Origin of the sequence: Konateibacter massiliensis, from assembly GCF_900184995.1 — a bacterium.
In the GTDB taxonomy this organism is placed as follows: Bacteria; Bacillota; Clostridia; order Lachnospirales; family Lachnospiraceae; genus Lachnotalea; species Lachnotalea massiliensis.
The window spans coordinates 224508-243413 of record NZ_LT860098.1; the positions used below are offsets into that span (position 1 = coordinate 224508).

Annotated in this window: 18 protein-coding genes; all 18 read right to left on the reverse strand. The window is 39.3% G+C overall.

Features of this window, described 5'->3' with window-relative positions; genetic code table 11:
* Positions 1–354: 354 nt before the first annotated feature.
* The 18 genes from CTY48_RS02445 to CTY48_RS02530 all read right to left on the reverse strand — a co-directional run bounded on the left by CTY48_RS02445 (position 355) and on the right by CTY48_RS02530 (position 18857).
* Positions 355–993, reverse strand: coding sequence for a Fe-only nitrogenase accessory AnfO family protein (locus tag CTY48_RS02445; RefSeq protein WP_099466929.1), 639 nt, complete (start codon positions 991–993; stop codon positions 355–357).
* 1 nt (position 994) lies between these two features.
* Positions 995–1801, reverse strand: a complete 807-nt coding sequence (locus CTY48_RS02450; RefSeq protein WP_099466930.1) for a beta/alpha barrel domain-containing protein — start codon at positions 1799–1801, stop codon at positions 995–997.
* Positions 1776–2759: a homocitrate synthase/isopropylmalate synthase family protein gene (locus tag CTY48_RS02455; protein ID WP_099466931.1), complete on the reverse strand. Its 984-nt coding sequence runs from the start codon at positions 2757–2759 to the stop codon at positions 1776–1778. Before CTY48_RS02455 ends, CTY48_RS02450 begins: the two co-directional genes overlap by 26 nt.
* A gap of 63 nt (positions 2760–2822) precedes the next feature.
* The gene (locus CTY48_RS02460; RefSeq protein WP_099466932.1) at positions 2823–3131 is read right to left on the reverse strand and encodes a 2Fe-2S ferredoxin; all 309 of its coding nucleotides are present in this window, start codon (positions 3129–3131) and stop codon (positions 2823–2825) included.
* 29 nt (positions 3132–3160) lie between these two features.
* Positions 3161–5800, reverse strand: a complete 2640-nt coding sequence (gene nifB, locus CTY48_RS02465; RefSeq protein ID WP_099466933.1) for a nitrogenase cofactor biosynthesis protein NifB — start codon at positions 5798–5800, stop codon at positions 3161–3163.
* A complete protein-coding gene (gene nifE, locus CTY48_RS02470) occupies positions 5797–7140 on the reverse strand; it encodes a nitrogenase iron-molybdenum cofactor biosynthesis protein NifE (protein WP_099466934.1) in 1344 nt (447 codons plus the stop codon). Before nifE ends, nifB begins: the two co-directional genes overlap by 4 nt.
* Positions 7141–7471: 331 nt before the next feature.
* Positions 7472–8836, reverse strand: coding sequence for a nitrogenase component 1 (locus tag CTY48_RS02475; protein WP_099466935.1), 1365 nt, complete (start codon positions 8834–8836; stop codon positions 7472–7474).
* Positions 8830–10428, reverse strand: a complete 1599-nt coding sequence (gene nifD, locus CTY48_RS02480; RefSeq protein ID WP_099466936.1) for a nitrogenase molybdenum-iron protein alpha chain — start codon at positions 10426–10428, stop codon at positions 8830–8832. The genes CTY48_RS02475 and nifD overlap by 7 nt, the downstream gene beginning before the upstream one ends.
* 16 nt (positions 10429–10444) lie before the next feature.
* Positions 10445–10828: a P-II family nitrogen regulator gene (locus tag CTY48_RS02485; RefSeq protein WP_099466937.1), complete on the reverse strand. Its 384-nt coding sequence runs from the start codon at positions 10826–10828 to the stop codon at positions 10445–10447.
* Between the two features lie 12 nt (positions 10829–10840).
* Positions 10841–11167, reverse strand: coding sequence for a P-II family nitrogen regulator (locus CTY48_RS02490; protein WP_099466938.1), 327 nt, complete (start codon positions 11165–11167; stop codon positions 10841–10843).
* A gap of 28 nt (positions 11168–11195) precedes the next feature.
* Positions 11196–12017, reverse strand: a complete 822-nt coding sequence (gene nifH, locus CTY48_RS02495) for a nitrogenase iron protein (RefSeq protein ID WP_099466939.1) — start codon at positions 12015–12017, stop codon at positions 11196–11198.
* Between the two features lie 452 nt (positions 12018–12469).
* On the reverse strand, positions 12470–13546 hold the full coding sequence (locus CTY48_RS02500) for a sulfate/molybdate ABC transporter ATP-binding protein (protein ID WP_099466940.1): 1077 nt from the start codon (positions 13544–13546) through the stop codon (positions 12470–12472).
* Positions 13547–14218 (reverse strand): molybdate ABC transporter permease subunit, encoded by a 672-nt coding sequence (gene modB / locus CTY48_RS02505; protein ID WP_099466941.1) that lies wholly within the window; start codon positions 14216–14218, stop codon positions 13547–13549. It abuts the gene before it with no gap.
* Between the two features lie 59 nt (positions 14219–14277).
* Positions 14278–15156: a molybdate ABC transporter substrate-binding protein gene (modA, locus tag CTY48_RS02510; RefSeq protein WP_236354701.1), complete on the reverse strand. Its 879-nt coding sequence runs from the start codon at positions 15154–15156 to the stop codon at positions 14278–14280.
* A gap of 292 nt (positions 15157–15448) precedes the next feature.
* A complete protein-coding gene (locus CTY48_RS02515; protein WP_099466942.1) occupies positions 15449–16270 on the reverse strand; it encodes a polysaccharide deacetylase family protein in 822 nt (273 codons plus the stop codon).
* A gap of 90 nt (positions 16271–16360) precedes the next feature.
* Positions 16361–17419, reverse strand: a complete 1059-nt coding sequence (locus tag CTY48_RS02520; RefSeq protein ID WP_099466943.1) for a Gfo/Idh/MocA family protein — start codon at positions 17417–17419, stop codon at positions 16361–16363.
* 21 nt (positions 17420–17440) lie between these two features.
* Positions 17441–17830 carry a C-glycoside deglycosidase beta subunit domain-containing protein gene (locus tag CTY48_RS02525; protein ID WP_099466944.1) on the reverse strand — a complete coding sequence of 130 codons (390 nt, stop codon included), beginning with the start codon at positions 17828–17830 and terminating at the stop codon, positions 17441–17443.
* A 19-nt stretch (positions 17831–17849) separates the two neighbouring features.
* Positions 17850–18857 carry a sugar phosphate isomerase/epimerase family protein gene (locus CTY48_RS02530; RefSeq protein WP_099466945.1) on the reverse strand — a complete coding sequence of 336 codons (1008 nt, stop codon included), beginning with the start codon at positions 18855–18857 and terminating at the stop codon, positions 17850–17852.
* Positions 18858–18906 lie beyond the last annotated feature (49 nt).

Genomic DNA, 18906 nt, shown 5'->3' on the forward strand with positions numbered 1-18906 from the left:
CAGACGTATCGCAATGCTGGAGATTATGTTAATTTTTTCATAAACTCTCTCACTGAAACATGCTATTTCTCATATTATATAGTGTTAAAGGTTAAGGGAGAAACAATATGACTGACTTAAATTCATTGAATTGTAGAGACGATTGCCACAATAATGGCTTAGGTTGTTTATTGCCAATTATTTTATTATCCTGCTGTAATAATGGTGGCTGGGGGCATGGCTGCGATAGTCGCGGAGATTCTTTCATTTGGATTCTTTTACTACTTTGTTTTTGCTCATAAGGGCTTTGCTATAGTTTACCCCCATTCCGGCTGTTAGGAACCGGAGTGGGGGTTTTTAGAAATCTATTCTGCATCAGCGGCACAGCTTCTTTCCAATACAAACCTGATAACCTTTGCTTTCTAGTTTTATCACCTCATATTGATATCCTAGCATAATAGGATTATGTTCCAGCCATGGCATGACATGATCGCAATATAGGTTGAGCTGATAAAAGGTTTCTTCTTTTAAAAATGGAATGACTGCCATTTTGGAAGAAATCTGCGGATGACACTCTTGCAGTTTTTTTAAATCTAATTCGAAAATTCCTTTTATGTTTGTTTCAAATGGCTTTGATGGATAATCTATCTGTAACTTTAGGGAATGTCGCAGTTTTTCTTGCTCTGTCTTGGCGTAATCGTAGGCAATCTCTTCAAATAAACGTTCTGAAATTTCTTCTGCCTCACAAAGCATAAATCCTTCTTTGTCCAGCATCATAAAAGGAATCCCTGTTAAAGCAAAAGCAACCAATATCTTACAGCCTTTTAACTCAAGTATTAACTGCTGGATAAATTCTCTCATCTCATCTATCGTTTCTTTTTGCCCCAAATAATTTTTCACTTCATAGGTTGGAAACCACCCAGACTCCTTTTTTTCATAAACAGCTATTTTTACTCCATCCATAATAGAAGCAATCTCTTGCTTTTCGTTTAAAACAACACCGATTCTTAGCACCCTACATCGCCCCTCTCAACTCTTCGTATACTTGTTTTTCTACATCCCGAATCTGCCTTTTTGTCATGGCAAACTGAAAAATAGACTCACTTGCTTTAATGAAATCATAAAAATTACAGTTACCTGTTCGCTCTCCAATTCCAAATAAAGTAATATCAATATAGTCCGCACCTGCTTTTGCCCCTATGATAGAATTGGCGACTGCCATGCCAAGATCATTATGGACATGCATTTCTATTTTCATATTACTATTTTCCTTGATTGTCTCTACGATTTCTTTTGTCCGTTTCGGTGTTAAAACCCCAACGGTATCTGCTAAACGTATGGTGTTTACGCCTTCTTTATTAAGCTCTTTAATCAAACTAAGCACAAAACCGATATCGGATCTGGAGACATCTTCCAATCCTACGGTAACATCAACGTTTTGACTCTTTGCAATGGAGACGCATTCTAGTATCTGCTTTTGTACCCATACTTTATTTTTCTTTAATTTGCTATAAATTTGTATATACGATACAGGTGTCCCAATATGAATAATATCAGGCTGACAGACAATGGATTTTTTTACATCAACAGGATGCATACGACTCCACACTGAAATCTTAGCATTTTTTGTATTTTCTTTTATCCTGCAAATACTTTCTTCTTCAACGCTGTTAATGCAAGGTACTCCTGCCTCTATTTCATACACACCTAATTCATCTAAAAACTTAGCTATCTTCACTTTATCCTCTGTTCGAAGAACAATTCCGGGGCTTTGTTCCCCATCTCTTAATGTGGTGTCAACTATGTATTTGGTTTCTTTCATCGGCAATCACCTCACAAACAAGATTTTGAAAATCATCATCTTCCATACTGTTTTTCGTTTCTGTGCACGTTTCTTTCACTGAGTACAATATCTTTTCCAGTACCGCTTCTTTTGGCAACGGTATGTCCAGTTCCTGCATTTTGTATTGAATTGCCTTTAAACCGGAATGCTTTCCTATTACTAACTCTGCTTTTCCACCTACGCTTTTCGGATCATAAGCTTCATAATTGGCAGGATTTTTCTTGATTCCATCGGCATGAATACCCGATTCCACTTTGAAAATACTTTTACCGATTATAGGCTTTTTGTTACTGATTGTAGTATTGGTTATCTTCTCAAACAAATTTGCCAATTGAGGAAGAATGGATAAGTCTTTGTTCGGCTTATGCCGTATTGCCAGTCGAAGCGCCATTATGACCTCCTCGGTTGCTGCATTATTTTTATAACCCGCAAAGCTTGTTGTAATATAACTTCCTCCCATCATAACCCATTGAACCGCTAGCGCACTTGCACATCCGTAAGTATTTTCCGGGCAGAAATTAATTTTACTTTTTGGTAAACTATTCTTTATTTCATTCATCGTTTTATCGTATGATTTACATATTAAGTCATCTAAACCGACAATGCGGATTTCATTACATGCTTGAAGTGCTCTTAGCCTTACAATCTCTCTTACATCATTAAGCTGAATTTCATTTATAACTTTTTCCTTTGATTTTTCAGTGTGACATATATAGCGGTAAAATCCAGGGAACATATCCATTATTTCAGGCAATTCAATATGAAGAGCAAATTTTTTCTCTATCGGTAACTGCTCCATTTTCTCATATGCATCAACGGATAATTCCACAATATCCACGCCTATGGCAAAAAGAAGCTCGCAAAAAAGATGCAGCTCCTCCTTGGTTGGCAGGCAATTATCAAAGGCTGTTAATGTGTTATCTATGATTTGAATCACCAAGCATACCTCCCCTTACCTCTATTTTAGTTAAAATCAAATACCGGTTTTCTTTTCGATCAGTTACAGCACCAATGATTCAACGACTGAACCACCTTCAATGTGCTGTTCTACAATAGTTTCCACATCATCTTCCGTTACATTTCTATACCAGACTCCTTCCGGATAAACTACCACAATAGGACCTTTATCACAGATGCCAAAACAACCTGTATTGGTAATCATGACTTCACTTGACAAGTCTCTATCCTCGATTTCTTCCATAAAGCGTTGTACTAAATCAACTGCTCCTTTCGAAAAACAAAAGCCTTTTTGCTGACCATTTACTCTGCAACTTGTACAGACAAAAATGTGATACTTTGGACTAACCATATGCATTCTCCTTTTCTTTTATACTGTTTTTATTTCATTTCTATTTCTGCTGCAACCTTTTTCACGGAATCTTCAATTTTATCGTATGTAGTAAATACCTTAATTCCCTTTTGGTTTAATTTCATTCTTGGGGAATCTCCAATTCTCATAGCTATAACAGCATCACAATCTGCTATTGTATCAATTATCATAGATATTTTATCCTCCTTCTCCTCACACTCTTCTTTGCCGCTGCAATACTTATCGATATTTCTCTTTTCTATGAATTTAGCATTTCCTTTGAAATATTCATAAACATATAGTTCGGATACCTGGCCAAAATGCTGGTCTACAATCATGCCACTCTTTGTTGCAACTGCCACCTGTAATTTTTGTGCCACGCTTTCACTCAAATTTTCTTTCTCTTTTTCCTCCTCTTTATGGCAGGCATTGAATTCAATGGACTGATCATGGTCTAAGGTACCGATGGCATCTGCCCGGCATTGTCTGCAATGATACATTTGCTTCATGGTTTCCCCGCAGCTTTTGCGCATTTCCATAATTTCTTTATTGCTTACCAGCGGGAGGTTCTCAAACACACTGCCTTCTACCGGGATAAGCTGCATAATGTTTGTAATGGTTCCGCCTAGTTCTTTTACCTTTTTCACCACCTCCGGAATATGATGGTCATTGATTCCTTTCAGCATAACAATATTTACCTTGCAGACAATACCCTGTGATGTAAGCAGTTGTATTCCTGTCAATTGATTTGCAAGCAAGATTGCCGCTGCTGTCTCACCATAATATTTTGTGCCCATATAATCCACATATTTATATATTTGTCCGCCAATCTTTGGATCAATAGCATTCATGGTTACCGTTACATGGGATACACCAAGTTCAATTAAATCATTGGCATAACGCGGAAGCATTAATCCATTTGTTGATAAACAAAACGTTACGTCTTTATCTGCTTCTCGAATAAGAGAAAGCGTCTTTTTTGTTTCTTCAAAATTTGCCAATGCATCGCCCGGTCCTGCAATTCCGACTACGGAAAGATTGGGAACTTTCTTCTTTACTTCCATATACTTTGTGAAAGCTTCATCTGGATTCAAGATGTTTGTTGTAACACCCGGTCTGCTTTCATTTGGGCAATCATACTTTCTTAGACAGTAATTACAACTTATGTTGCATTTAGGAGCAATTGGCAGATGCATTCTGGCATATTGATGTGCGCCGCAGTTATAGCATGGATGGGTGGCCGTTTTTTCTTCAATTGTCTTTTCTATGATTTCTTTTTCTTCCATAGTATTCTCTCCCATGTAATATTCCTGATATAGTTCTTTACGAAAACTCGTTTCTTTTTTTGCCAATATTACATTTGCAATTTCATCTAAAAAAGTAAGAGCTCCTTCATAGCCGAGCATACGAAGCCTTTGTCCTCCCACCCTGTCGTGGATTGGAAAGCTTCTTCGTACCAGACCAATCTGAAGCTTTTCTGCTATTCTTCTTCCGTCTGAACTTCCTATTAAAATATTAACTCCCAGCTCTCTCGCTTTTTCTTCAATTGTCTGAAAATCAATATCGTCCAGAATCTCAAACTGTTCAATCAGATATGCGTCTGCAACCTGTTGTATTTCGTTTTCAACAAGCTCTCGTAAACCGGGACACTTGGAGCCTGTGGCAACTAACATTGGCATAATTCCGTTTTCAACGCAAAGCCTTACGGTGCTATGTACAAAATCGGGTTCCCCGTAAATGGCAGCCCTTGCTTCTCCATTGTACTTATGTCCATCTATCATCGCATCCAAGAAGCGCCCTCTTTGATTCTTTATTCTCTCAGGTATTGGATTTTGGGAGATATCTGAGAATATTTTTATTAATTTATCTGTATCTCTTAAACAGACAGGAAGTGCACATTTTTTATAGGGCACACCATATGTATCAAATAAATATTCTGCCACAGACGGTTTATCCTCCGTAAAGCTTGAAAGCTCTAATGTTAGGCTTGCACCCGCCATTTTACTGATATCCGAGATAGACGTTCCTCCTGAAGGCAATCGTTCATAATTTGTTTTATGAGTACCATCCAACGTCTCCGATAAATCAGGAAGTAGAATATAATCAATTGAAAACTCCTCCAGCAATTCCTTTAAATACCTCGTATCTGCCGGAGACAGCGTGGAAGTTACGATATTTACCTTTTCATTTTTCGTCGTATCCATGTCAACATTTTTCACTACTTCATACAAAGCCCGCATATAGCCTTCAAACTGGGTTCCTCCATATCCAGGCGATGGAATGGGAATGATCCTTATGTCCCGATACTTTGGGTTTTCTCTGTAAAATTTATCAATCATTCGTACCAAATCTTCTCCGATTGTTTCAGCAAGACAAGTAGTTGCAACACCAATTACTTCCGGATTATATAACTTGATTAAATTTTTAAGCCCTTGTAATAGATTCTTTTCGCCTCCATATACGGTTCCTTCCTCGGTAAGGGAGGAGGACGCAATATCAACAGGTTCATTGTAATGAGTTGCCATATGTCTTCTGATATAGGTACTGCACCCTTGAGAGCCATGCAGTATTGTCATGCATTTATTAATTCCATACAACGCTGTTGCGGTTCCCATCGGCATACACATTTTACACGGATTTACATTTAAATTGACTAATGTACCTCTCATAGGCTTCCCTCCATATACTTCCACACCGGATTATTTATACTTCCATTAATTTCTTTCACAAAATTAATCATTCCGACAAATCCGCTTAAAGGATGCTTTCTTTCATGATTATGATCACAAAATGCAATTCCAAGCTTATAGGCTAACGGCCTTTCCTTTACTCCTCCGACTAATATGTCAGCCTTCCTTTCTTTCATAAACTTTTCTAACTCAGCAGGATTTGCATCATCTAAAATCACGGTATCCTTGCCAACCAGACTTTCAATCACATCATAATCATCCTTTTTCCCTGTCTGCGTTCCTACCACTACAGTTTCCATTCCCAGAGAATCAAATTGTCTGATTAGAGAAATTGCTTTAAAGCCTCCACCGACATAAATGGCTGCTCTCTTCCCCTTTAAGTTTCTTTTATATTTTTCTATAAGCGGTTGTAATTTTTCTGCCTCCGCACTGGTAAATTCGATTGCTTTTTGTCTTGCTTGTTCATCCTGCAATGCTTCTGCAATTCGAATCAGGGAACTGGTAGTATCTTCAATTCCAAAAAAACTTACCTTGATATATGGTATTCCCATTTCTTCCTCCATACGATTTGCAAGATAAGTACTGGAGCCTGCGCACTGAACAACGTTCAGTGTCGCTTTGGGCGCTTCTAACAAATTTTCATAATTGGAATCTCCTGTAAAACGGGAGATAACGGGTATCCCAATTTTCTTTAGGTAATCTTTTATAATCCACATTTCTCCCGCCAGATTAAAATCACCTAATATGTTGACACCCTTTCTTTTCTCCGGCGTCTGCCCTTTTATCAGCTCCATAATTGCATTACAAGCCATTTTATATCCTACGGATTTGTTTCCTGAAAAGCCCGGGGACTTAACGGGAATCACACGCATATGATATTTTTCTGACATCATTTTACAGACTGCATCCACATCATCTCCAATGACTCCCACAATACAGGTAGCATAGACAAAAATAAGTTTTGGATGGTATTTGACTGCAATCTCCTCAATTGCAGCCGTTAATCTTTTCTCTCCGCCAAATATGATATCCGGTTCTCTTAAATCAGTTGAAAAGCTATTGCGGTATAAGTCTTCCCCGCTTGACAGACTTCCTCTGATATCCCATGTATAACTGGCACATCCGATTGGTCCATGCACAATATGAAATGCATCAGTTATGGGATTTAATACGACTCGTGCTCCACAGTATACGCAAGCCCTTTGGCTGACTGCGCCAGACACACTGTTCGCATCACAACGCATCCCATTTCCACTGCATCCATCCTGCTTATGCAGGATAAAATCTTTTCTTTCTTCTAAAACACTTGCGTTTCCCATAATGATGCCCCCTGCTATGAGCACTTAGAGAGCGTAGTTTGCTCTCTTATGTGCGAATGCACTCCTATTTACTTAATGAGGTTTTTTCGAATTTAGTAAATAGGAGTTACCTCTTGCTTCAAGCACTTAGAGAGCGTAGTTTGCTCTCTTATGTGCGAATGCACTCCTATTTACTTAATGAGGTCTTTTCGAATTTAGTAAATAGGAGTTACCTCTTGCTTCAAGCACTTAGAGAGCGTAGTTTGCTCTCTTATGTGCGAATGTACTCCTATTTACTTAATGAGGTTTTTTCGAATTTAGTAAATAGGAGTTACCTCCTGCTTCCGATAAGTTACATGACCATTTCAAAGTCTTCTTCTTTGCAGTCTCTATCTTGTCTGTCCATAAGGGCATTCATGATAAGCTCTGCTAATCGCATTGCACCTTTATAGCCGACCAACGGCATATAGGAGTGCACATAACGATCAATGATTGGGAAGCCTGCACGTACAAACGGAATATCTTCTGCTCTTGCAATATGCTTTCCGTGCGTTCCGCCTATGAGCAGGTCAACTCCTTCCTCTTTAATCCACTGGTGCAGCTCATACAAGTCGCCCGACGCCTTTGCCTTGCAGCCTTCTACTCCAAATTTAGCAAACAGTTCTGCTGCCTCCCTTTCGAACGCCTCACCAGGTGTACCTGTTACAATGTATTTAGGAATCATTCCCATCTCTAATGCAAATTGTGCAATTCCAAGTACTGTATCAGGGTCTCCGTAAATTGCCACTTTTTTATTATAGGTATAAGGATGAATATCGATTAATATATCAACTAACTGCCCTCGTTCTTCTTCTAACTCATAAGGAACCTCTGCCTGAGAATAAGCTTGCAATTCCATCACGTACTCATCTGCTCTTTCTATACCGATTGGCAATCCAAGTGTTTTATAAGGTACCCCGCATTTTTTCTTGAGAGTTTCAGCTCCTAGCTCACTTGCAAATTTTCCTAACGCAATACTAAAATTGCTGTCTCCAAGTTCTATGATTTCTTCTACTGTCGTTCCGCCCTTTGGATACATTTCAAACTTACCGGTCATCGGGCTATCCATTACCCCGCTTGTATCAGGAAGCATGGTATAAGAAACTCCCATCAAGGCTGCAATCCTCTTCATTTCTCTCATATCTCCCGGATTAACAAACCCCGGAAACAATGCTACTTTTCCATTTTTCTTGCCTGTTGAAGCAGAAAGATATTTGATAAAACCTTCTACCATGTTGCTAAAGCCTGTAATATGAGAGCCTTTGTAGCTTGGGGTATTGGTATGTACCATGAATTTCCCCTCCGGTATATCAATATCCTGGATAAAAGAATTTAAATCATCACCTATGGTTTCAGAAAGGCATGTTGTGTGTACCGCAATGATTCTTGGATTATAAATATCAAATATATTTTTAGCTGCCGTTTTTAAATTGCTTCCTCCTCCGAAAACGGATGCGCCTTCGGTAAAAGAACTGGAGGATGCCATTGCCGGATCTTTGAAATGCCTTGTTAAGAACATTCTGTGAAAAGCACAACATCCTTGTGAGCCATGGCTATGCGGCATACATTCGTGTACTCCAAGTGCTGCATACATTGCACCTACCGGCTGGCAGGTTTTTGCCGGATTTACTCGAAGTGCCGTTCTATCATACTTTTCTTTTTTCGTGTAGTCTAACATGCTGTTTCACCTCCCATGGTTCCCGTCAGCACCGGAGCTGTTTTCCAAGGTGCTTTTACATAGCCCCACGCCGGGGTATAAATTCCCATTGTAATATCCCTTGCAAAATTTACTGCACCACGAAATCCTGAATATGGTCCACTGTAATCATAGGAATGTAACTGTCTTGATAAGATCCCACTTTTTTGAGCGACAAACTTATCCTTGATACCCGAAAAGAAAATATCCGGTTTTAACAACTTTAAAAATTCCTCTGTTTCAAAATGGTTTAAATCATCCACCATATAGGTACCCGCTTCCATTTCTTTTGCCATACCACTGTAATAACCGAGAAGTCCTTCGTCTTTTAATTTTGATAAAACGTCTTCCGATACATATACATGGTACTTTTCAGGGTCTGGCTGCACCGTAATGCTTTCAATATTTTTGCTGTCTGCATCTTCTTTCACAAATGGCAGGATTTCTCTTCCCTCATACTCATCCCGATGTGCGAACTCATATCCTGCCAAAACAGTCTGAACTCCAAAGTCTTTTAGAAGTGTCTGATAATGATGAGATCTGGAGCCTCCAACATAAAGTGCCGCTGTTTTGCCCTTTAACTTTGTCTTGTAATATTCAATATCATCAATTATCTTTTCCAATTCATCTGCAATCACTTCTTCTGTCTTTTTTGTCAGCTCCTCATCATTAAAATACTTGGCTATATTTCTTAAGGTTTGAATGGTTCCTTTTACTCCGATAAAGTTGACCTTCATCCAAGGCACACCATATTTGGTTTCAATCATTTCTGCAATATAATTGATGGAACGATGGCATTGTACCAGGCTTAAATTCGCCTGATGTGCATTCTTTAAATCCTCTATACTGCTGTCTCCTGTAAAAACAGATACTACCTCATAGCCAATTCTTTTTAAAATACGCTCTGTTTCCCATCCGTCACCGCCGATGTTATATTCACCTAGAATATTAACGGAGAATTTATTTTTAATTTCTCGGTCACCTTCACCAATGATAAATTTCATCAATTGGTTGTTTGCAATATGATGTCCGGCAGACTGGCTTACACCCTTATATCCTTCACAGCTGAAAGCAATACATTTAATGGAGTGTTTTTCTTCTGCCCATTTTGCCACTGCATGAATATCATCACCAATCAAACCCACGGGACAAGTGGAGCATATCATAATGGTGGACGGATGAAATAAATCCATTGCCTCATCAATCGCTTGTTTTAATTTTTTTTCTCCTCCAAATACAATATCCGGCTCTTGCATATCAGTGGAAAAACTGTATTGCAAATAGTTGTCTACACCTTCTGCATTTTTTCCTTTGTGTCTTCTTGTTCCCCACGCATAGAAAGAGCAGCCGATTGGTCCGTGTACAATTTGAAGTGCGTCCTTGATTGGTCCAAGTACAACGCCTTTACAACCTGCGTAACAACATCCACGCTGTGTCATAATACCGGGAATGGTACGGACATTTGCAGCAATTTCATTATTGTTATCATTGTTATTAACTTCAACGATGTGTGTTTTTCTGTTTTTATATACTCTCGAACTGTACTGATCCAGTACTTTTTCTGCAACGCTCATATTTTCACCTCCTACGTTAATATGCTTCTATGGTTGATGCGCCGTTTCGTACCTGATAATTTTCAAAAACCGGTAAGATGAATATCTTTCCGTCACCCGGATTTCCCGTTGAATTCACCTCCATAATGACATCTACTACTTTCTCAACCTCCGTTTCTTCTACAATCATGGTAAATACACGTTTCGATATCAATCTTGTGGTTTCTGACATATATTCGCCAAGATGAGTGGTTGGAATTTCTCCTGCCTCCACAATGGATTGTAATAGATTCATATCAATAAGCTTCTTTCCTCTACCTAATACCTTTCTGCAAGTAAATGCCGGAACTCCTGCTTCTGCCAAAGCTTCCTTTGTTGCATTGACTTTATTTTGTCTGACAATTGCCATAATTTCTTTCATAGCTTAGCCCTCCTACAATCCTTTTTTCTTTGTACTAATTGTATAGGCTTCTTCTACTGGACTGACAAAAATTCTACCATCTCCAAAATGCCCGCTTTCTCCCGTTCTTGCATACCTCATAATGATTTTTACGACGTCATCTTTATCAATATCTTCCACTACGATAAGAAGCATATCTTTTGGAATTTCGTCATAGTAAATTTCTCCGACCTTAACTCCTTTTTGTTTACCACGTCCATACACATCCATTTTTGTTACTGCCGGATAACCTGCTGATAATAGTTCTGATAATACGGTTCCCACCTTCTCAGGTCTGATAATCGCTCTTACTAATAACATCGTTACACCTCCAAATTGTTTATCTGATTTAGATATCCATAATTCCGTGTTCCATTAATAGTTCTTCTAATCGTTCCTGCTTCATTGGCTTTGGAATAACAAACATATCATTTCCGTCAATTTTATTTGCTAATGCTCTGTATTCATCAGCCTGATCCGCAGCCGGATCATAATCAATTACTGTCTTTTTGTGAATCTCTGCTCTCTGCACCATATTATCTCTAGGAACAAAATGAATCATTTGAGAACCTAGTTCTTTTGCAAATGCGGATACCAGCTCTGATTCTCCGTCCACCTTTCTAGAGTTACAAATGATTCCGCCCAAGCGAACCCCGCCTGTATTGGCATATTTTTGAATACCTTTGGAAATGTTATTGGCAGCATATAGCGCCATCATTTCGCCGGAAGCTACAATATAGATTTCCTGCGCCTTTCCTTCGCGAATCGGCATTGCAAATCCTCCGCATACAACGTCTCCAAGTACATCATAGAATACATAATCAAGATCATCGGTGTAAGCTCCAAGCTGTTCAAGCAGGTTAATGGATGTAATAATACCACGTCCGGCGCATCCGACTCCCGGTTCCGGTCCGCCAGACTCAACACAGCGAATATCGGCATAACCGTTTTTCATAATGTAATCAAGGTCAATGTCCTCTCCTTCTTCACGAAGGGTATCAAGTACCGTCTTTTGTGCCAATCCTCCAAGAACCAATCTTGTAGAGTCTGCTTTGGGGTCACATCCTACTATCATAATTTTTTTACCCATTTCACCTAAACCGGCTGTCAGGTTTTGCGTTGTTGTTGATTTTCCGATACCACCTTTTCCGTAAATAGCCACCTGTCTCATTTTCGTTTCCTCCTTTAAATCTGTGTTCAAACGTCACCATCGGTTACATAACAAAGCGGACAAGTCCGCATCAACTCCCTAATCTCTCACTTATGAGGGACTTGGCTGCTTTGTCGCGCCGAATGCAGTCACGTAGTGACATCTTCCACTTGCATTCGTGCGCATAAACATTTGTTATATCGTAGGAAATTCTAAGGAATTTCCTACGATATAACAAAGACGCCATAACTTATTCAAAAATAAGTCATGACGTCTTTGTCAAATAGAGTGCTAGCAATTTCTATGTTGCAATTTTATCATTTGCACTCTTTCTACGCAATGCATCAATTTGTCAATATTTAATAGTTATTTTTAGTATATTTCTACCTTTTTCACTATAATAACTTGTTTGCACTTTATTATCAGAAACTTCCTTTTATATTTACTGAGGTCCATCGCCTTGTCTCTGCTCATTATTTTAATAAGAGTAACGCATCAGGTGAAAATTTTAATTTTACCTGACTATCCTTTACTTTCTCCCAATCACCTTTCTCTATTTCCAATCGAATTTCTGAATACTTATCAAAATTATCTTCTTTGGTTTTACTTTCTCTCATTACATTTTCCAGAATAATAATTGTTGTAAACGTATTATCTATTATTTTTAAAACTTTACATATTACAGTATTAGCTGTTTCATCCTCCCAATTTACAACCCGAATATCGTGAGCTCTGATACCAATGTATTTTATTTCAGAGGTCACCGGTAATTTTGTTTCCAGCTCTAGCTGCCAATCAAGCGCATAAACCTTATGTTCGTCTGTTTTTTTGATTCTTGTGAAGTTTTTACATCCTGTCAATATAGCACCGGTGAGAAGCTGCGGATTTTGGAACAAGCTCTTTTTATCACCTACCAATTCAAGTTTTCCCTGATCCATTATTCCGATTAGGTCACTGATTCGATATACTTCATCACGATTATGGGAAACAAACAGTGTCGGCTTTTGATATACTTCTATAATATCTAAAATTTCCTGCTCAAGCTCCCATCTTAAATAGCTGTCAAGCGCAGAAAATGGTTCGTCTAACATAATGATTTTAGGATCTGCCGCTATCATTCTGGCTAATGCCACCCTTTGCTGCTGCCCTCCTGAAAGCTGATTTGGTTTTTTCTTTTCTAGTCCTTCTAGATAAAAAGCCGTGATTTTTTCTTCTATTAATTTATTTTTCTCTTTTGGGGAGACACGAAGCCCTGCTCCAATATTTTCTTCTACTGTCATATTCGGAAATAGTGCGTAATTTTGAAATAGATATCCAATGCCGCGCTGCTGCGGTAATAGATTGATTTTCTTCCTAGAATCAAATAAGATTTGTTCATCCAATACAATCGTTCCTTCATCCGGCGTTTCAATTCCGGCAATGCATTTTAATGTCATGCTTTTTCCCGAACCTGATGCACCAAGAATTGACAATGTTTCACACTCTATATCAAAGGTAACGTCTAATGAGAAATTCTGCATCCTTTTTTTTATATCTACCTGTAATCCCATTTATATTACCTCCTTTTTGCTATTTCCTCCACGGGAGGATAACCAATTCATTGACATAATTGTAGCAAAAGAAATAAGCATAATAACCGCAACCCACGCATATGCTTCTTCTCTATGTCCTCCTTGCACAGCAGAATAGACGGCAACTGACATGGTCTGTGTGCGTCCCGGTATGTTTCCTGCCACCATAATGGTAGCTCCAAATTCACCAAGCGCTCGCGCAAATGTTAACACAACCCCCGCCATCATACCTGAAATAGTATTTGGCAGTACAACCTTTCGAAATATCTCAAAGTTACTCATTCCAAGTGTTTGTCCTGCATAAATGAGATTTAGATCAATCGCTTCGAAGGAACCTCTGGCGGTTCGATACATCAACGGTAAGGTTACAATAACCGAAGCAAGAACTGCCGCAATCCAAGTAAAGGTGAGTGTAATATTAAAATACAATAATAATTTCCCGAGCGGACCGTTTTTTCCGATTAATACCAGCAAAAAGAAGCCTACTATCGTAGGGGGCAAGACCATAGGCATAGTTAATATTCCATCAATGAGCCCCTTTCCTCTCTTTAATTTCGCAACATACCATGCCAGAGGAATTCCGATACAAACTGTAATAATTGTGGCAGTAAATGCCACTTTAAAGCTAATTACCAATGGTGATATATTCATTTTCTTGTCCTTTCTATCTTTTTGCCGGTTTCATCAACGTTCATGATACCCTAATAATTTTATTTCATCGTAAATCCATATCTTTCAAAAGCTTCTGCTGCATCCTCTGTCGACAGAAAATCAAGAAATGCCTTTGCTTCATCCGGGTGTTCGGAATTTCCGATTACCGCAGCCGGATAGATAATATCCTTATGGCTTCCCTCCGGTGCTTCACAGACAATACTAACCTTATCACTTATTATCGCATCAGTGGAATAAACCACTCCACAATCAACTTCTCCTGATTCTACCCAGGTAAGTACCTGCTTTACATCGCTTCCATAGTTTGCCTTTGCCTTAACCGCATCCAATATACCAAGGCTTGTAAATACCTCCTCTGAATATTGCCCGACCGGAACACTTTCCGGTTCTCCAAGTGCAATGGTTTTCACTGTATCCGTGCCTACATCTTCAAAACCGGTCAAACCTAGCGTGCTGTCTTTTGGTACAATTAACACTACCTTGTTAATCAGCAATTCTTTTTTTGTTCCATCCAGTAATAATTTGCCTTCCTCCAGTGCATCCATCTGCTTTGTTGCTGCTGACAAAAATAAATCAGCCGGCGCACCTTCTTCTATCTGCGTTTGAAGAGCCCCTGATGCACCATAGGAAAATGTCAGTGTTACATTAGGTTCTATTTCCTTGTACAAATCCGCCAATTCTTTCGTCACATCAGTAAGGCTGGCCGCCGCCAATACAGTCAGTTCAACCGGTACTGCCTCTTCCTCCGTGGCTTCCTCTGCCACTGGATTTGTATCCGTTGTTTCCTCGACGGCTGGATTTGTATCCGTTGCTTCCTTGACCGCTGAATTCGTATCTGTGGTTTCCTTGCTTGTACATCCAGCAAGAAACGATACGGACATTAGTGTAACTAGCATTGCTGTGATAATTTTTTTCATTGCTTCTCCTCCTATTTGTTCTGGTTTTCATGAAATAGTTTCTTGTATATAAAATAAATTGGACTTTTAAAACAATAGAACTAGAAAAAGGAGTCAAACATTACGTTTGACTCCTTTGCCAATTTATATTATATTTTATACGGCGAGAATTTTTCAATCCATTATCTGCTTATATGATTGTTTCTATTACTTTATCAGTAATTTTACATTGTATTTATCAATTTTTCTACTGTAATATTAATTAAATATTTGAATTTTTTCAATTTATTTTTGTCATATCTGTCAATTCACACTAATTCGCACACTGCCGTCCCTCATGGTTCATATAATAATTGTCTTTTATAATTAATTGTGAAATCGGAACAAGCTCGTATCCTTTATCCTGCAAGCCGGTAATCAGGGAATCAAGTGCATCGGCGGTGTATTTTGCTCCGTTATGGCAGAGTATAATAGAGCCGTTTCCTAGGTTTTTGTGATTTACCACGCGCTTGATGATATCGTCAGCACCGTAATCCTTCCAGTCCAGACTGTCAACATCCCACTGTATCGGATAATAGCTGATTTCGTAAGCTGCCTCAACAAGCGTATTGTTGTAGTCTCCGTAAGGCGGCCGAAACAAAAACATATCAATACCGGTAAGCTCCTTCACCAAATCATGCGGTTTTTGGATTTCTTCCATACATTCTGCTTTGCTAAGCTTAGACATCTGCTTGTGGTTCTGGCTGTGGTTTCCAAGATCATGCCCTGCCTCCGCGATTTTTTTTACATCCTCCGGATAAGTCTCAATCCAGCCGCCAGTCATAAAAAATGTTACTTTTACATTATGCTTTGCCAGAATTTCCAATATCCTCCCGGTGTCCTCGTTTCCCCAAGCTGCATCAAAGCTCAGTGCCACCTGTGGCTTATCTGTCTGCACACAGTAAATTGGAAGCTCCTTCTTGCTTGCTGTGCCGCTTGTCGTAACTGACAATAGGCGCGGCGTACTGAGAAGCCCTGCTGCAAGAAGAAACAGCATTGCACCTGCCAAAACACCCTTTTTTGTTATTTTTCCCTTTGTTTTATCCTTTATCACATTTTTTACAATATGTAAGATTTTCTTGTATTTTTCCTCCATAAAAAACTCCGACACACCATGCTTCTCTTAAAAACATTATATGTCGGAGTTTTTTTATATATAACGATAAATCAAGCATCCTGTGTGCTATTACTCAAAATCCACAGTCCTGCAAGTCTTCGCCGATTCTCTTACTGCCTCCATCAGGCAAAGTACTCGTCTTACCTCCTCAGGCATTACAATAAACTCTTCTTCACCATTCATGGCTTTGATAAAGTTGTCAAAAAACATCTTATGCTCTGCTTCAACCTTTGGAAGCTCCTCCACAACGATTCTTCCTTCAGGAGGCGGCCCAAAGGAGCGCGTTGGTCCTGCTGCTGTCATCGTTGTTTTTCCCGGAACATTCTCCAGAAGCTTCGAGGTTCTTACAATCTGTCCCTCCGGCTCAAAGCCATCCACGAACATACTGCCCTTATTTCCACCGATAAACCAGTGCTTTTCAAACCATTTATCCTTGTTCGTCAGAAAATAGGTTCCAAGCTCAATTTCCGCCGTAACATTATTCTCAAACCTCAAAATTATTTTAAAATAATCATCTACATTTTGATTGATTACATTTCTCATATCCGCGTACACGGTTTTGATTTTGCTGTCCACCATCCAGAGCATCTGGTCAATCAGATGTACCCCCCAGTCATAGAGCATTCCGCCGCCAAACTCAGGATAAACATGCCAGTCATGCATATTTCCGTTAAAACCATAGAGCTTTGCCTGAACGGTATACATATCACCTACCATTTTTTTGTCATAGACTTCCTTGGAAATCCGAAAATCCTTATCCCATCTTCTCTGCTGATGTACCGTAAATTTGACACCGCACTCTTTTACTACTGCAAGCATCTCATCGTATTCCTTCACAGACATAGCGGCCGGCTTTTCGCAGAGAATGTGTTTTCCGGCTTTTGCAGCCTTGATAACAGCCTCCTTATGTACATGATTGGAGACAGAGATAAGCACTGTATTTACATTTTCATCTGCAAACAGACTGTCCATATTGTCATACTGCTTGATGCCTGTCAGTGCATCCTTTAATTTGTCAGGGTCATTGTCACAGATAGCAGTAACCTCTGCCCCTTCCAGTTCTCTTATCATATCGGCATGGATATGTCCCATAAAACCATATCCCAATATTCCAAATTTTATTTTCATTCTATCCCTTCTTTCCCAAAACTAAATGTGCACAGTTCTCACCTTTGTGCCGCCAAACGGTACCGGAATATATGCGGTGCGGATTATTGTGGTGAGGGATACCTCGTGATCACCTGCGGACAAGCCGTCCTCCTGCATCACTCTGACATGTCCCTGCTCGCCGTATTCCCACTTATAGCTTGTCACGGTTTCTAACTCGTCAAGCGTAAAATATTCCTCTCCGTCAGGACTGAAACGGATTACCTCTCTTGGCACCTCCTGATTGTCCACACTCACCTTGATATCTTCAATCATGGAACATGGGATTGACCTGTAGTAAGTAATCAACGTTTCCAGCTCAAAGCCCACTATCTGATTTCCTTCTTTCACATTTTTACATGTTCCTTCTGTAAATACATAATTATCAAACATCGTTTTGTCCTCCTTTCTTCTATTCTCCGATATATCTTTTCAGCATTTCCTGATGTGCCGTTACATTTTCCTTGTCGCGAATCGGTTCGTTTGCCAATGCAAAGCGGTTGCCCTCATACTCGGTCGCAATGTAGCCTTCATATCCGACCTCGTTCAAGTACGCAATTAGTTCATCAAACGGAATGGAATATTCAACACCTTCCTCGGTCATTTCATATATTTTGCCATGAATATGCTTAACATATGGTAAAAACTCATCTAAAATATGAAAATCACTCATCTCATAGCCGGTACAAAACAGTGCATATTCAAACTCATCCTTTGTCTCGATAAGTGCCTTTAAATCATCCGGGAACGGTTTTCCCTGCTCGTTTGCCTCTTTAAAATAATGCTTCGGGTCTGTCCCTGATGCAAAAATATTGTCTACATAGTCAATGATTTCCTGTTTTACACCCAGCTCCTTGAAAAATGCGGAGGATACTCTTGGATGTCTTCTGCAGAAGATACCGGTGTCTACTGTCAATCCTACATATGGGGAATTTAATTTCTTCATCACCTCAATGTAGGCTTGCGTTAACGGGTCATCAAAGCTCATGCCTGCGTGAATCTCCAGTGTCATAACAACATCATATTCCATTGCAACCGGAAGAGCCGGCTCAATGATGGACGCTCTTGTGTTGGATACGAGGCGAATCATTTTAAAGCCAAGACGGTGTGCCAGCTTGATTTCCTTAATTAACAAATCAAGTGCCTCTTTGTCGGTCAAATCTCTGTTTTTGTAAAGGCATGTATTGATAAACACGTCATTACATACTAAAACAGGCTTATACTTTTCCACCAATCTGTCCCATTCCCTTAACGTCTCCTCGGAAGGCTCCGGTGTTCCCTTCATCATCTGATCACTGATGAATTCCAGTCCTGCTCCCAACTGATTTAAATACTGAAATATTTCTTCCAGATTCATTTTCTTTCTTGCATACTGATCCTGCAAACTATACATACTCACTGCTCTTTTTATTTTGCTCATCTTATTCGCTCCTTTCAAATACCTCTTATGTCTATTATTTTAGCGTTTC